The sequence below is a fragment of the Stenotrophomonas sp. 610A2 genome, assembly GCF_030549615.1.
GTDB lineage: Bacteria > Pseudomonadota > Gammaproteobacteria > Xanthomonadales > Xanthomonadaceae > Stenotrophomonas > Stenotrophomonas pigmentata.
Genome location: NZ_CP130832.1, coordinates 3,220,993 through 3,234,447, shown reverse-complemented (window position 1 = coordinate 3,234,447; position 13,455 = coordinate 3,220,993). Strand labels below are relative to the sequence as shown.

At 64.0% G+C, this 13,455-nt stretch carries 18 protein-coding genes; 7 read left to right on the top strand and 11 right to left on the bottom strand.

The window, feature by feature from the left end; translation table 11 throughout:
* The first annotated feature begins 120 nt into the window (after positions 1–120).
* Together Q5Z11_RS14570 and Q5Z11_RS14565 are read left to right on the top strand one after the other, a co-directional pair.
* A complete protein-coding gene (locus Q5Z11_RS14570; protein ID WP_303747068.1) occupies positions 121–813 on the top strand; it encodes a response regulator transcription factor in 693 nt (230 codons plus the stop codon).
* On the top strand, positions 810–2,090 hold the full coding sequence (locus tag Q5Z11_RS14565) for a sensor histidine kinase (RefSeq protein ID WP_303747067.1): 1,281 nt from the start codon (positions 810–812) through the stop codon (positions 2,088–2,090). Before Q5Z11_RS14570 ends, Q5Z11_RS14565 begins: the two co-directional genes overlap by 4 nt.
* Before the next feature lie 85 nt (positions 2,091–2,175).
* On the opposite strand, the gene Q5Z11_RS14560 is transcribed toward Q5Z11_RS14565, so the two are convergent.
* Genes Q5Z11_RS14560 through Q5Z11_RS14540 form a run of 5 tightly spaced genes read right to left on the bottom strand, consistent with a single transcriptional unit; the run spans position 2,176 to position 5,172 of the window.
* Complete coding sequence (locus tag Q5Z11_RS14560) at positions 2,176–2,664, bottom strand: hypothetical protein (protein ID WP_405051605.1); 489 nt, start codon at positions 2,662–2,664, stop codon at positions 2,176–2,178.
* 40 nt (positions 2,665–2,704) lie between these two features.
* Positions 2,705–2,956: a cell division topological specificity factor MinE gene (minE, locus tag Q5Z11_RS14555; protein WP_282271139.1), complete on the bottom strand. Its 252-nt coding sequence runs from the start codon at positions 2,954–2,956 to the stop codon at positions 2,705–2,707.
* Between the two features lie 2 nt (positions 2,957–2,958).
* Positions 2,959–3,768, bottom strand: coding sequence for a septum site-determining protein MinD (gene minD, locus Q5Z11_RS14550; protein ID WP_303747066.1), 810 nt, complete (start codon positions 3,766–3,768; stop codon positions 2,959–2,961).
* Between the two features lie 32 nt (positions 3,769–3,800).
* On the bottom strand, positions 3,801–4,580 hold the full coding sequence (minC, locus tag Q5Z11_RS14545) for a septum site-determining protein MinC (RefSeq protein WP_303747065.1): 780 nt from the start codon (positions 4,578–4,580) through the stop codon (positions 3,801–3,803).
* 1 nt (position 4,581) lies between these two features.
* The gene (locus Q5Z11_RS14540) at positions 4,582–5,172 is read right to left on the bottom strand and encodes a GNAT family N-acetyltransferase (protein WP_303747064.1); all 591 of its coding nucleotides are present in this window, start codon (positions 5,170–5,172) and stop codon (positions 4,582–4,584) included.
* 149 nt (positions 5,173–5,321) lie between these two features.
* Here Q5Z11_RS14540 and Q5Z11_RS14535 point away from each other — a divergent pair, with 149 nt between their 5' ends.
* From Q5Z11_RS14535 to Q5Z11_RS14515, 5 genes are all read left to right on the top strand, one after another.
* Entirely contained in the window at positions 5,322–6,521 is a 1,200-nt protein-coding gene (locus Q5Z11_RS14535; protein WP_303747063.1) for a sensor histidine kinase, read from the top strand.
* Positions 6,521–7,162, top strand: coding sequence for a response regulator (locus tag Q5Z11_RS14530; RefSeq protein WP_282271150.1), 642 nt, complete (start codon positions 6,521–6,523; stop codon positions 7,160–7,162). The genes Q5Z11_RS14535 and Q5Z11_RS14530 overlap by 1 nt, the downstream gene beginning before the upstream one ends.
* A gap of 336 nt (positions 7,163–7,498) precedes the next feature.
* Positions 7,499–8,638 carry a polyketide cyclase gene (locus Q5Z11_RS14525; protein WP_303747062.1) on the top strand — a complete coding sequence of 380 codons (1,140 nt, stop codon included), beginning with the start codon at positions 7,499–7,501 and terminating at the stop codon, positions 8,636–8,638.
* A 99-nt stretch (positions 8,639–8,737) separates the two neighbouring features.
* Positions 8,738–9,109, top strand: a complete 372-nt coding sequence (locus tag Q5Z11_RS14520; protein ID WP_303747061.1) for a DUF423 domain-containing protein — start codon at positions 8,738–8,740, stop codon at positions 9,107–9,109.
* A 3-nt stretch (positions 9,110–9,112) separates the two neighbouring features.
* Positions 9,113–9,787, top strand: coding sequence for a DNA-3-methyladenine glycosylase family protein (locus Q5Z11_RS14515; protein ID WP_303747060.1), 675 nt, complete (start codon positions 9,113–9,115; stop codon positions 9,785–9,787).
* 345 nt (positions 9,788–10,132) lie between these two features.
* On the opposite strand, the gene Q5Z11_RS14510 is transcribed toward Q5Z11_RS14515, so the two are convergent.
* From Q5Z11_RS14510 to Q5Z11_RS14485, 6 genes are all read right to left on the bottom strand, one after another.
* A complete protein-coding gene (locus Q5Z11_RS14510) occupies positions 10,133–10,939 on the bottom strand; it encodes a M15 family metallopeptidase (protein WP_303747059.1) in 807 nt (268 codons plus the stop codon).
* Between the two features lie 9 nt (positions 10,940–10,948).
* Positions 10,949–11,431: a PH domain-containing protein gene (locus tag Q5Z11_RS14505; RefSeq protein WP_303747058.1), complete on the bottom strand. Its 483-nt coding sequence runs from the start codon at positions 11,429–11,431 to the stop codon at positions 10,949–10,951.
* Positions 11,432–11,517: 86 nt separating this feature from the next.
* Positions 11,518–12,813 (bottom strand): alpha/beta hydrolase, encoded by a 1,296-nt coding sequence (locus tag Q5Z11_RS14500; protein ID WP_303747057.1) that lies wholly within the window; start codon positions 12,811–12,813, stop codon positions 11,518–11,520.
* Positions 12,813–12,995, bottom strand: a complete 183-nt coding sequence (locus tag Q5Z11_RS14495) for a DUF4177 domain-containing protein (RefSeq protein ID WP_303747056.1) — start codon at positions 12,993–12,995, stop codon at positions 12,813–12,815. Before Q5Z11_RS14495 ends, Q5Z11_RS14500 begins: the two co-directional genes overlap by 1 nt.
* A complete protein-coding gene (locus Q5Z11_RS14490; protein ID WP_303747055.1) occupies positions 12,992–13,171 on the bottom strand; it encodes an Arc family DNA binding domain-containing protein in 180 nt (59 codons plus the stop codon). The genes Q5Z11_RS14495 and Q5Z11_RS14490 overlap by 4 nt, the downstream gene beginning before the upstream one ends.
* Positions 13,168–13,452, bottom strand: coding sequence for a hypothetical protein (locus Q5Z11_RS14485; protein ID WP_303747054.1), 285 nt, complete (start codon positions 13,450–13,452; stop codon positions 13,168–13,170). Before Q5Z11_RS14485 ends, Q5Z11_RS14490 begins: the two co-directional genes overlap by 4 nt.
* Positions 13,453–13,455 lie beyond the last annotated feature (3 nt).

Here is a 13,455-nt window from a genome sequence, read left to right as displayed (position 1 = left end):
GTTGGAAACACGTCGAAGCCAGTAGGGCTGGCCTGGATGGCATTCCGACGGCAATCCGACAAAGGCGGCGCTAGGATACGCCGGAGGCGTCCCAATCCGGGACAGCAAGGTCCTGCGTGCATGCGGCTGCTGGTCATCGAAGACAATCGCAATCTGATCGCCAACCTGTTCGATTACTTCGAAGCGCGCGGGCATACCCTGGATGTTGCCCCGGACGGCATCACCGGCCTGCACCTGGCCGGCACCCAGAGCTATGACGCCATCCTGCTGGACTGGATGCTGCCGCGCATGGAAGGCCCTGAGGTGTTGCGCAAGCTGCGTGAGGAGTTCCGCTCCGAAGTGCCGGTGATCATGCTCACCGCCCGCGACGAGTTGCCGGACAAGATCACCGGCTTCCGCGCCGGCGCCGACGACTACCTGACCAAGCCGTTCGCATTGCCGGAGCTTGAGGTACGGCTGGAAGCAGTGCTGGCGCGTACCCACGGGCGCAACCAGCGCAAAGTGCTGGAGGTGCATGACCTGCAGCTGGACATGTCCACCTTTGAAGCCCAACGCGCAGGGCAGGTGCTGCACCTGTACCCGGCCTGCCGCAAGCTGCTTGAGGTGTTGATGCGTGCCAGCCCGGCGGCAGTTACCCGCGATCAGCTGGAATATGCCTTGTGGGGCGATGAGCCACCGGATGGCGACATGCTGCGCTCACACATCTACGAACTGCGGCGCGCGGTCGATGGCCCGTTCGAGCAGAAGCTGCTGCAGACCTTGCCGCGCGTTGGCTATCGTCTGTCTGCACCCGCGGCGGGTAGCGCGCAATGACACGCCGCACGCTGCGGCGCAAACTGCTGGGCTGGTTGGCGCTGTATGTCGCGCTGGTCACGTTGGCGGTGTTCAGCGCCGCCAACTATGTGCACGAACATGCCGAGCACGCGGTGTGGCGTTCGCTGTTGAACACCGAGCTGGACAGCATCATCGGCCAGATGCGCAGCGACCCCACCTACCACTGGCAGGATTCGGACACGCTGCGGTTCTACACGGCAGTTGAGCCGGGTGGTATCCCTGAAAGCCTCACTCAACTGCACCCCGGCTTGCATGATGGCCCGCTGCTGGAGGGCAAGCAGACCGCGGTGATGGTGCGTGACACCAGTGACTTTGGTCGGGTGGTGTTGGCGCTGGATATCTCCGATTTCGGCGAGCTTGAGCACTTCATCACCCGCTGGGCGCTGCTGGCGGGTGTGGCGTTGTTGTTGGTGACCTTGCTGATGGCCTGGGTTGGCATGACCCGCCTGGTAAGGCCCTTGTCGGTGCTTGCGCAGGATATTGCCAAGCTGAGCCCCGAGCGGCGCGGGCAACGTGTGCTGGTGGACAAGCGCGGCAGTACCGAGCTGGAAGTGATTGCTGGTGCCTTGAACGATTACCTGCAGCGCAACGAGCATTTCGTCGAGCGCGAACGTGCGTTCATCAGTACCGCCAGCCACGAGCTGCGCACGCCGATCGCGGTGATCACCGGTGCCGCTGAACTGGCGCTGGAGCAGCCGGGATTGCCGGACAGGGCGCGCCAGCAACTGCTGCGGGTGCGCAGCACATCGACTGGCATGGAACAGTTGATCCAGTTGCTGCTGGTGCTTGCGCGTGACCCGGCCAAGCTGTCGGCGATGAGTGAGCTGGTTGCCTTGGATGAGTTGCTGCCGGAGATTGCCGAAGACCATCGCTACCTGGCCAAGGGCAAGGAACTGGAGCTGGTGTTGGTGGAAGCCGCGCCGTGTCAGGTGCTCGCGCCGCTGGCGGTGGTGCAGGCGGCGGTTGGCAATCTGCTGCGCAATGCCATCGAGAACAGTGACCGCGGCGTGGTGCGTGTCGGCGTTTCCGCCAATGCAGTGCTGACCATTGAAGATCCCGGCCACGGCATGAGTCCGGAGGAGGTGGCGCAGGTGTATGCGCGCATGAGCAAGGGCGAGCGCTATCCAGGCGCAGGCATTGGCCTGGACCTGATCGCACGCTTGTGCGATCACCTGGGCTGGAAGCTGGAGATCCATTCGCAGCCGGAGCGGGGTACGCGGGTGACCCTGGATATGGGGAGTTCCAGGCCACGCTAGGAGCGCTTCACCTGTAGATCGCCGCCATGCTGCGCTGTGGCTTTACCGGGAAGGCTTCTGCCGAGCATGGCTCGGCACTACAGGCTCACGGTGTTATCAACTCGCGCTCTATCAGCCAACGCTTGGCATCCTCGGCATCCTGCTCAAACCAGGCCTGGGTCGAGCCCAGCCGGTAGGTGTAGCCCCAGCTGTCCATGTCGGCCATCAGTCGCGCGCTGCCTACGCCCGGCAGTTGCCCGGCCAGCACGATCTGCAGGTAGCAGGTGGCGTCTTCCTCGGGGACAGAGTCGGTGGCGTCGGTATGCACCTGGGCACGGCGCTCGGGCGGCAGCACGATCAGGTGGCAGGATTCGTGCAGCATCGAATGCACAGGCGTGTCGTCGCGCACGTAGACGTCGCAGGCGATGATGCCGGCTTCGGGCTCGCCCCAGTAGCTGCCGGGAATCTTCTCGCCGGCGGCGACGTGGTTCAGGCGCAGGCCGTGGCGTGCGAGCAGGTCCGCAGCGTCGGTCCACTGGATATCGCCAACGCACAGCACGGGCTGGGTTGGTTCCTTGGCAGGGTGTTCGTTCACGGGCACTGGAGTCCCGGCGGCCGTGGCCGCCGGGCTGTCATCACTTGTCGTCGGGCAGGGCCACGGAAATGTCGAGCACGTCGTTGGCGCCATCCTTGACCAGGTCCACCTTGACCGCGTCGGCGTCGATGTTGACGTACTTCTTGATCACTTCCAGCAGTTCGCGCTGCAGCAGCGGCAGGTAGTCCGGGCCACCACGGGTGCTGCGTTCCTGCGCGATGATGATCTGCAGGCGGTTCTTCGCCGTTTCGGCGGTCGTCTTCTTCTGTCTCAGGAAGTCGAGCAGTCCCATGCTTATCCTCCAAACAACTTGCTGAAGAAGCCCTTCTTCTCCACGGTGGTGAAACGCATCGGGCGCTCTTCACCCAGGATGCGGCCAACGGCGTCTTCGTAGGCCTGGCCGGCCGGCGACTCGGCATCCAGGATGACCGGCTCGCCCTTGTTGGAGGCGTTGAGCACGTCGCCGGATTCGGGAATGACGCCGATGGCCTTGAGCCCCAGCACTTCTTCCACGTCGGTGATGCTCAGCATCTCGCCGCTTTCGACGCGGACCGGGCTGTAACGGGTCAGCAGCAGGTAGGCCGGCACGGCCTTGCCGGCTTCGGCGTTGGCGGTCTTGGAGTCGAGCAGGCCGATGATGCGGTCCGAGTCGCGTACCGAAGAGACTTCCGGATTGACCACGACAACGGCGCGGTCGGCGAAGTACATCGCCAGGAACGCACCCTTCTCGATGCCGGCCGGGGAGTCACAGATGATGTAGTCGAAACCGTCGGCGGCCAGGTCCTTGAGGACCTTTTCCACGCCTTCCTTGTTCAGTGCGTCCTTGTCGCGGGTCTGCGAGGCGGCCAGCACGTACAGGTTGTCGAAGCGCTTGTCCTTGATCAGTGCCTGCTTCAGCGTGGCCTCACCGTGGACGACGTTGACGAAGTCGTATACCACGCGGCGCTCGCAGCCCATGATCAGGTCAAGGTTGCGCAGGCCGACGTCGAAGTCGATGACGGCAACTTTCTTGCCGCGCCGCGCGATGCCGCAGGCGATGCTGGCACTGGAGGTGGTCTTGCCGACGCCGCCCTTGCCGGAGGTGACTACGATGATTTCAGCCAAAGGATCTCTCCTGAATGTCGTTGTGAGCTGCGTCAATCCAGCGCAGCAATCATGATCTGGTCCTGTTCCAGCCATACCTGCACGGCCTTGCCGCGCAGATTGTCCGGAATATCGTCCAGTACCTTATACCGTCCTGCAATCGCGACCAGTTCAGCGTGGAAGTCGCGACAGAAAATGCGTGCGCTGGTATTGCCCTGGGCTCCGGCCAATGCGCGGCCACGCAGCGTACCGTAGATATGGATGCTGCCGTCGGCGATGACCTCGGCGCCGGCACCAACCGTTGAGAGTACGGTCAGGTCGCAGTTCTCGGCGTACAGCTGCTGGCCCGAGCGCACCGTGGTCAGCTGCATCTTGCCGGGCTGTGGTGCAGCGCCATCAGCGGGCTGTGCAGCAGGGGTTGCCGTCGCGGCGGCGGCGCGCTTGCCTTGCTTGGCGGTGGGGGCGGCGGCCGGCGCCGGTTCGGCTTCGACGGGTTCGTACTGGGCACGGAACTTGGCCAGTACCGGCAGGCCAAGCTGCTGCGACAGGGTCTCTGTTTCGCTGCTGCCGTAGGCCAGGGCGACCGGCAGTACACCGGCGTCGCGCAGGCCATTGACCAGGCTTTGTGCAGTGGCCAGGTCCGGCAGTTGGCTCAAACCGCCGAAGTCCAGGATCACCGCTGCGCGGCCAAACAACTTGGGTGCACGTGCAACGCGCTCGCGCATTTCCTGGGCAAGGCGCTCCACGTCGAGGGTGCGGATGCGCAGGTTGGCGATGCCTACCTGCCCGATTTTCAGTTCACCAGCCTGTTCGTAATCCAAATTCACTGCCATCTTAGGTTCCGGTCGGCCGCTGTTGCAGCAGCCGGCGTGTGTTGCCTACCCACGGAAGGTCGGGCAGGTTGTCGCCATAGGTCTCTTTTACCCACTCGTAGCTGCACAGATCCTTGAGCAGCATGCTGGCCCGCACATCGACCGAGGGCATGGTGTTCTGGCCGACCTCGCGGAAGCCGAAGCTGCCATGGAACAGCAGGGCAGCATCTGCGCCGTGGTCGAGGAAGACCTCGCAGGCCATCTGCGGGTAGCGCAGCTCAGCGTAACTCTGGGCATCGGCATAGAACGCGCGGCCGACACCACCGCCACGGCGGCGGCTGGCCACCACGATGCGGTCGATGTAGAAAAAGCTGGGGTAGCGCTGCTGGAACCAGGCGAAATTGCAGCTGTCATGGGCACTGTTGCTGCCGTAGCCGACCAGAAAACCGGCCATGTTGCCGTCGCGTTCGGCAACCCGGAAGTATTCGGCGGTTTCATAGAAACGGCGGAGCTTGGCTGCATCCAGCGGAAGAATCGCAAGACCAGCGTTGTTGTTCAGTGCCAGGACGGAATCGAGCTCGTGCTCGCGCACGTCGCGGATAACAATCGACATTGTGACTCCGTGGGGTATCGCGGTCGGCCCAGTGGGCTGTGGCGCGATTATCGCATGGGTGGCACGAGCCCGGCGAGCCGCACGCGATGCTTGCCATGCATGACTTCCGAGGGAGGGCGCCGGGGCTGCCGGGTCCTTACCATGCACGGATGTTGGGATACCTCAGCCACACCCGAGTCCTCCGCCTGGCCGGCCTGTTTACCTGGGCCCTGGTCAGCCTGCCCCTGGTCTATACCCAGTACGCACCGGAGGAGGGCGTGCTGCAGCCGGCCGCCGGCGAGGCGATCTGGCTGTTCGTGGCCTACCTGACCTTCGGCGGCTGCTACTTCTGGCTGACCCGTGGGCTCAATGCCGCCGGCCACACCAGCTGGTACGACCGGCTGGCGCTGCTGCTGCTGACGGTTTCGGCGCTGGTGGTCAGCTATCTGTCGGCCACCGGCCTGGGCAGCATCCTGATGATGGTCGCGGCCGGGGTCATCCCGTGGCTGCTGAGCCGCTGGGTGGGCGTGATCTGGCTGGTGCTGAGCCAGTTGGCGGTGTTGCCGGTCTATAACCTGATCCTGGGCCTGCCCCTGTTCGAGGCGCTGCTGCAGTCGCTGCTGTACGGCGGTTTCTCGATGTTCATCTTTGTCACGAGCCTGGTGGCCCGGCAGCAGACCCAGGCGCGGGAGGAGCAGCGGCGCTTGAACGCCGAACTGCGCGCCACCCGCCTGCTGCTGGCCGAGAGCGCCCGGGTCAACGAGCGCACCCGTATTTCCCGCGAACTGCATGACCTGTTGGGTCATCACCTGACGGCGCTGAGCCTGAACCTGGAAGTGGCAGGGCATATCACCGAGGGCCAGGCGCAGGAGCATGTGCGGCAGGCGCATACCCTGGCAAAGCTGCTGCTGACCGACGTGCGCGAGGCGGTCAGCCAGCTGCGCGAGAGCGGGGCGATCGATCTGGCGGCTGCCCTGCGGCCATTGACCGAACGGGTGCCTTCGCTGGATATCCACCTGCAGATCGACGACCCGTTCAGTGTCGAAGACCCTGAGCGTGCCCATGTGTTGCTGCGCTGTACGCAGGAGATCATCACCAATGCGGTGCGCCATGCCGGCGCCCGTAATTTGTGGATCAACGTGGAGCGGGATGCGGCGCAGGTGGTCATCAGCGCGCACGATGACGGCATCGGCGGTGATTTCGAGGAAATAATGCCGGGCAACGGCCTGCGTGGCATGCGCGAGCGGTTGGCGCAGTATGGGGGTGTGCTGGATGTGTCGGCACGGAGCGGTGAGGGCTTCCGGCTTCGCGCCAGCCTGCCACTGGTTACCAATATGATGTTGGCCTCGGGGCCGCAAGGAGTGAATTGATGATCCGTGTCTGTCTGGTCGACGACCAAACCCTGGTCCGGCAGGGCATCCGTTCGCTGCTGGCGCTGGATGACGGCATTGAAGTGGTGGCCGAGGCCATCGACGGCCGCCAGGCGGTGGAGATGATTCCGCAGGTGCAGCCGGATGTGGTGCTGATGGACATGCGCATGCCGGTGATGTCCGGGCTGGAAGCGCTGCAGACGCTGAGCCGCGCCGGCACGCTGCCGCCGTCGATCATCCTGACTACCTTCGATGATGACCAACTGGTATTGGCCGGGCTCAAGGCCGGTGCCAAGGGCTATCTGCTCAAGGATGTGACCCTGGAACAGCTGGTGGGCGCCATCCGTACCGTGGCCAACGGTGGCTCGCTGGTGCAGCCGGCGGTGACCCAGCGCCTGCTGTCCGGGCTGGAGCATATGCGCAACGAGTTCGTCAGCCTGGACCGGCCGGACCCGTTGACCGACCGCGAGACCGAGATCCTGCGGCTGATGGCGAGCGGCTTCTCCAACAAGGAGATCGCCAACTCCCTGGGCGTGGCCGAGGGCACCATCAAGAACCACGTTTCCAACATCCTTTCCAAGCTGGGCGTGCGCGACCGTACCCGTGCCGTGCTCAAGGCCTTTGAGCTGCAACTGGTCTGAGTCGCATGCTGTGGCGCATCCCGGTCCGCATGAATACGGCTCCGCAGGTCACGCCCGTGCGGCGGGCGATGCGCGAAAAGTTGCCTGCAGTACTGGTGCTGGACACCTTGGACGGTGGAAAATAGCCCGGCTACGGCGAAATACAGCCCCAGCTATCGGGTGAAGGCGCGCAGGGTTGGTGGTTGATACGCTACCCTGCAGTCCATCGATGAGATAGCGCATTCTGGTAATGGAAACCGGTATGCCAAATGTGGTGAACAACCTGCGAAAAGCCTGATAGGATGGGGGCTTCGCTTCAATCAACCCGGCCGTGGGATCGGCCCCGGAGACTCCTGAATGACCCGTATTATCGAGTTCCTGATCGCCTTGGGGATCGTGGCTGGCCTGTTTGTCCTCATTGGCGTGTGTCTGCCGGGCGAGCGCCACATTACCGAAAGCATCGAAACCAACCGCAAGATGACGATCGTGTATGACACGGTCAACAGCCTGCGTCGCTTCAAGGATTGGAATCCGCTTGTGCTGCGCGACAAGGCCGTGGAGCTGAAGTTCAGCGGCCCGGACGCCGGCAAGGGCGCCCGCATGGACTATTCCTCCAAAGACATGGGCCAGGGCAGCTGGGAAATCACCGATAGCGAGAAGAACAAGCGCGTCGTGATTGCCATCGAAGACCCGACCCGCGGTACCGACAAGGTGACCTCGTTCACGCTCGAGCCGACCGGCAAGAACGACCGCAACGTCAAGATCACCCAGGACTACAGCGTCAAGTACGGTTTCGACCTGTTTGGTCGTTATGCCGGCCTGTACGTCAGCCGCCACATCGGTGACGACCTGAAGCTGGGTCTGTCGCGCATGGCCAACATGCTGGCCTCGGTGCCGAACGTTGACTACGCCGCTGCCGAAGCACCGCTGGTCGACCTGAAGGTCATCCAGGTGCCGGCTGAGAACCTGCTGGTGGTCAACGCCGGTAACATCGATCGCAACAACGATGCCATCCAGAAGTCGATTGACGACAACATGGAGTGGATCAAGCGTGCGATGGATGCCAATGGCCTGGTTGCTGCTGGTCCGGTCCGCATCGTCACCACCGATTTTGGTGCTGAAAAGTACGCCTTCGACGTGGCTCTGCCGGTTCGCAAGGGCAGCGCTGCTGCTCCGGCTGCCGACAAGAAGGACGGCGAAGCTGCTGCTCCGGCCGTTGCTGCCGCACCGGTTGCTGCCGGTGATGCCGCCGAGCTGAGCGTCAAGATCCCCGCGGGCAACCCGGTGACCTACGTGCATGCTCCGGCCCACCGTTCGGCATTTGCTTCCTACACCGGCCACATGGCTGGCCTGGACCTGGCCCGTAACGGCCTGCGTGCATGGGCTACCACCACCGGTAACGAAGTTGTCGATCGTCCGTATGAGTCGTGGAAGGGTGGTGTGGCCAAGGCCTTCACCACCGATGGTTCCTACGACCTCTACTGGGCGGTCAAGTAATCATCGGTTGTTGATGATGATCTGATCGAAGAAAACGCGCCGCTTCCAGCGGCGCGTTTTTTTTATGGACAGCGTTTGCAGGACTGATTGGAGAGCGACATGTTGGGAGTGGAACGGCGGACGCGTAAGCCTTCGTTTCTCGCGTTCTGTGGTGGCCTGTTGGCCGCGGCTGCGGTTGGTCTGTCGGCCTACGCCTCGCACGGCGTGAGCGAGGCATTGGCGCAGTCGCATCTGAACACCGCAGCGCTGTATGCGTTCGGGCATGGCGTGGTGCTGGTCGGGCTCGGGGCATCCTCGGTAAATACGCTGGGGCGTTGTGCGCTGTATGTGCTGCTGCTGGGTACCTTGTTGTTCTCCGGCAGCCTGGTCGGCAATGTGCTGATGCAGTGGCCGACGACGCTGGCGCCGGCCGGCGGCATGAGCTTGATGGGCGGTTGGGTGCTGCTTGCACTCAGTGCCCTGCGGCGTTGAGTCATGCCGCGCTATCGCCGCGGCTTCGATATCGATGCCGCGCACGCGCACCTGCAACGGGTGGACAAGCGGCTGGCCAGCTGGATGCGTCGCGTTGGTCCGTTGCCGCCGCCGCAAGGCTGGGCGCGCTCGTTTGATCCGGTCGATGCGCTGGCGCGGGCAATCCTGTTCCAGCAGCTCAGTGGCAAGGCCGCGTCGACCATAGTTGGACGGGTGGAGACTGCAATCGGTAGCAAGCGCCTGCATGCAGCCAGTCTTGAACTGATCGATGATTCAGGGCTGCGTGCCTGCGGCGTATCCGGCAACAAGGCCTTGGCCTTGCGCGACCTTGCCCGCCGCGAAAGCGCGGGTGAGTTGCCGAGCCTGCGGCAGATGTCGGTGATGGATCATCAGGCCATCGTCGATGCCCTGGTAGCGGTGCGCGGTATCGGTCGCTGGACCGTGGAAATGATGTTGATGTTCCGTCTGGGTCGGCCCGACATCCTGCCGATTGATGACCTGGGCATCCGCAAAGGGGCGCAGCGCGTGGATGGCGGCGAGACGATGCTCACGCCCAAAGCCTTGACCGAGCGCGGCGAGCGCTGGGGCCCGTACCGCACCTGGGCCAGCCTGTACCTGTGGCGTATCGCTGACTTCAGCACCGATCCGAAGCAGAAGACCAATCGTTCCCAGGATTGAGTAGCAACGTGGACAGTGCCGCGCTTTTGTAGGAGCGGCGTAATCCGCGAAGCCCACGATCCGTAAGGTCGCAGCTATGCCAGGTAGTGCCGAGCCATGCTCGGCAGGGCCTTGCAGGCAATGCATCGGACAGTTCATCAGCTTCGCGGCTTACGCCGCTCCTGCAAACAGCGGCGCGCTCCAGATTGTGGGAGCGGCATTAGTCGCGAAGTCCATGATCCGTAAGGTCGCAGGTATGCCAGGTAGTGCCGAGCCATGCTCGGCAGGGGCCTTGCAGGCAATCCATCGGACAGTCCACCAGCTTCGCGGCTTATGGCCCGAGGCCACCCAGCGCCGCTCCTGCAATTACGTGGCGCTGCGATAACGCCAGTGCCACGGCTCGTAGACGATGCCGTGCGGGTTGTCGCGCGGGTAGCTCATGTGGAAACCGAAGCGCGCTGCATGCTGTTGCAGCCAGGCGAATCCTGACGTGAGCTCGAAGGACTCCTCGGCCGGCGGCTCGCCGGGTGAGCTGATGTCCAGTGCATCGCCGCCATGGTGTTCGCTGTAACCCGGTGCAGCGTTGACCGTGAGGATCTCGGCAACGCTCAGGCCGCGTGCCAGCTTGCGCTCGAAAATACCGAGCTGATAGTCATGGCTGCGGTAGCCGGAGATCGCATCCAGCGCGACGCCATCGATTGCCGCGGCCTGCTGCATACGCTGCCAGCCGCGCGCTGCAGCGCCGGTCAGCCAGAGCGGACGACGGTAGCGATCGAAACCTGCCAATCGCAGGTGCAAGGGTTCGGCGACCAGCTCCAGGCCGGTTTGCGCCGCATAGGCGTCGGCGTCCAGATCCAGTTGCTGAAGGTGCAGCTGCAGTTGCAGCAGCGGCAGGCTGCCGTCTGGCGGTGGAATGCGGGAGGGCTGGGTGCGCAGGCTGTCCAATGCGGTCAGTGCGAAGTCGATACCGGGCTCGTCCGCTAGTCGCGGCACCAGCGGCATCAAACCGCCACGCAGCTGGGCAGCCAGGTAGCGGCCATCGCGCTTGCGCCGAAGGACATGGGTCGCACGAGCCAGCACGCGCGCGTCGTCGCTGCTGCGCGCGCGCAGCAGGCCGCCGGGCCAGATCTCGATGTCGGGCGTGTTGAGCAGGATGTGGGGTGCGTTGCGCATACGCGCAGCTTAGGCCCGTGCGCCGCTGTCGGCCAGTCGCTTGAGTTCATCCAACAGCACACGCGGCTGTTCGGGGCTGACCAGTACGCTATTGCCATCGCGCAGCGGGATCACCAGCACGCGGCTGTCGTCGGTGATCAGGCAGAACGCCTTGCCACCGCCTTTCATGTGGAAATTGCCGGCGCGGAAACCCGGGAACTGGAAGCCATTGGATTTCATGCCAGGCTTGAAGTCCGGGTTCTCGGCGAAACTGACTACCCGCGCGCGATCCAGCCACATCGAACTCACCGGCACGCGCCGTGTGTACAGGGTGGCGGCAATGGTCAGCTGCCGCGGCTCCACGCGCAGCTCGCGCCGACGGTAGGCCAGGGTCAGTGCGGCGCCTACCAGGGAAAGCACCAACCAGCCGCCCCAGGAGGTGAAAGTCGCCTGGAACGGCTGCTTGCCGGCGAATACCCTGATCAGGGGATCGATGGAGAGTACCAGCAGCATGGGCGCCCATAACCAGAGCAGGAGTGAGCTGGTTGGCTTGGCGACGTTGAATGCCTTTGTCTCGGTTGGCACGGTGCTGCGGCCGCTCATCGCTGTGCCTTGATCCATTGCGCGACGTCGTTGACCAGCGCCGCGTCGACATGCCCCGGACGTGTGTATTCCTCCAGCGAGCCCTTGCCTTCACCGGCGATGCCGAGGTGATTCAGCGCCGGGTAGTGCCGGAAGCGGTAGCGCTCGCCTTGCAGGCCCTGGTTCCACAGCTGCCAGTCGGCATCCACCACCTGGAAGTCGCGGCCGCCTTGCAGCAACAGCACTGGCAGCTTGCTGTCGCGTGCATCGGCGATGGGATCAACGCTTTCCAGTTGTTGCCAGAAGCGGCCAGGGATCTCCATCAAGCGCGCATCGGGATTGCTGCGCACGGCGGCGATGGCGGTATCCAGCGCGGTGAGTTGCGTTTGTTCGTCGGTGCTGATCGCACCATCGAGTCCGAGCATGTAGCGGTTTTGTTCGGCGAGCAGATCGAGGATGGGGCGCGCCGGTGCGGCGAGTAGGACCAGCCCTGCGAGCTTGCCATCGGCTGCCTTGGCGATGCGACCGGCCAGCAATCCGCCTTGGCTGTGGCCCAGCAGGTAGATGTGCTTGGCATCGATATTGGGCGTTCCGGAAAGCGCGCGTACCGCGGCGACTGCATCGTCGGTGGTTTCGTCATCGATGCTGAAGCTGCCTTTGAAATCCTGCGGCCGTGCGTGACTGCGCTTTTCATAGCGCAGCACGGCAATGCCCTGTGCTGCCAGCCCGCGTGCGATATCGAGGAAGGGGCGGTTGGGGCCGATGGCTTCGTCGCGGTCCTGCGGACCAGAGCCGTGCACCAGTACGACGGCGGGGAAGGGACCCTTGCCCTTGGGCAGGGTCAATGTGCCCGGCAGTGCCGCGCTGGCGGTGCCGCTGGCCGGTACGTTGAAATCCTGTTCGATGATGCCTGCATCGGCAGCTGGTGCCGGAGCCGGTGCGGCCGCTGCAGGCTGCAGCAGGAAGCCGGCAACCTTGTCGTCCTTGTCCAGCACGATGCGCGCCTGCAGGGCGCCGTTGGCGTAGTTCAGTGGGATGACGACGATGCGGAAGCCGTCGGCTTCACTGCTGATGGCGGTGCCGCGCGGGCCGGCGGCGCCCATCTGCGCGGGCAGGGATTCCCAGACTGCCTTGAGCTTCTCTGCAGGCACTGCGGCCTTCATCTGTGCTGAGAAGCCTGCTTCGGCAGCTGTGTACTGGCCGGCATCAAGCTGGTCCAGCAACTGCTTGGCCAGTGCGGCCGGGTCGGCAGCATGTGCGCTGCCGGCGAGGGAAAGAACCGCTGCAGTGATCCATCCGCCCCGGCCTTTCATCACTGTGCCTTCTTGAAGATCAGGGTTGGAGTGGAGACGGTCGGCGTGGCATGCACCACGTTCACCAGCTCCCAGCCAAGCCGGCCCTGCTTGTCCAGCTCCTCCTGCAGTGTTTCGACCTTGAAGCTGCCCATCAAGGTGGTTTTCAGTTCGACAACCAGGTACTTCCACTGCGTGCTCATTGTTCGTCCTTGGGTTCTTTCTGAGGTTTGGGAAGACGCCCGGCCTTGCGCAGGGCGTCGCGGATCACATATTCGATCTGCGCGTTGAGGCTGCGCAGCTCGTCGTCGGCCCAGCGCTGGGTCGCAGCCAGAACATCAGCGTTGATGCGCAGCGGATAGGCCTTCTTCTCGCTCACCGGCGGGGTGCTCCGTTGTTGCCGCGGCGCAGGTGCAGGACCAGCGAAATGCCAAGCGCATTGACCGCTAGCACCAGCGCGATGATCACCCCGTAGGCGATGTTCTGGTTGTCACCGGCCAGGTAGACGCCGGTGGCAGCCACGAACATGCACAGTGCGATCAGCGCCCAGCGCAGGCCCATGCCACGCGCATGCGCGGTGCCGGGGCGGCCACTCCACACGGCGAAGCACAGGGCTGGAACGCCAGTGGCGGCGATGATCAGGGGAGCGAAGACATTCACTGC

Coding starts and splice junctions, on each gene's coding strand:
- Q5Z11_RS14540 (WP_303747064.1), bottom strand. CDS start 5,172: ATGTCGATTGTTATCCGCGACGTGCGCGAGCACGAGCTCGATTCCGTC.
- Q5Z11_RS14565 (WP_303747067.1), top strand. CDS start 810: ATGACACGCCGCACGCTGCGGCGCAAACTGCTGGGCTGGTTGGCGCTG.
- Q5Z11_RS14500 (WP_303747057.1), bottom strand. CDS start 12,813: ATGAAAGGCCGGGGCGGATGGATCACTGCAGCGGTTCTTTCCCTCGCC.
- Q5Z11_RS14525 (WP_303747062.1), top strand. CDS start 7,499: ATGACCCGTATTATCGAGTTCCTGATCGCCTTGGGGATCGTGGCTGGC.
- Q5Z11_RS14530 (WP_282271150.1), top strand. CDS start 6,521: ATGATCCGTGTCTGTCTGGTCGACGACCAAACCCTGGTCCGGCAGGGC.
- minC (WP_303747065.1), bottom strand. CDS start 4,580: ATGGCAGTGAATTTGGATTACGAACAGGCTGGTGAACTGAAAATCGGG.
- Q5Z11_RS14495 (WP_303747056.1), bottom strand. CDS start 12,995: ATGAGCACGCAGTGGAAGTACCTGGTTGTCGAACTGAAAACCACCTTG.
- Q5Z11_RS14535 (WP_303747063.1), top strand. CDS start 5,322: ATGTTGGGATACCTCAGCCACACCCGAGTCCTCCGCCTGGCCGGCCTG.
- Q5Z11_RS14515 (WP_303747060.1), top strand. CDS start 9,113: ATGCCGCGCTATCGCCGCGGCTTCGATATCGATGCCGCGCACGCGCAC.
- minE (WP_282271139.1), bottom strand. CDS start 2,956: ATGGGACTGCTCGACTTCCTGAGACAGAAGAAGACGACCGCCGAAACG.
- Q5Z11_RS14520 (WP_303747061.1), top strand. CDS start 8,738: ATGTTGGGAGTGGAACGGCGGACGCGTAAGCCTTCGTTTCTCGCGTTC.
- Q5Z11_RS14505 (WP_303747058.1), bottom strand. CDS start 11,431: ATGCTGCTGGTACTCTCCATCGATCCCCTGATCAGGGTATTCGCCGGC.
- Q5Z11_RS14570 (WP_303747068.1), top strand. CDS start 121: ATGCGGCTGCTGGTCATCGAAGACAATCGCAATCTGATCGCCAACCTG.
- Q5Z11_RS14510 (WP_303747059.1), bottom strand. CDS start 10,939: ATGCGCAACGCACCCCACATCCTGCTCAACACGCCCGACATCGAGATC.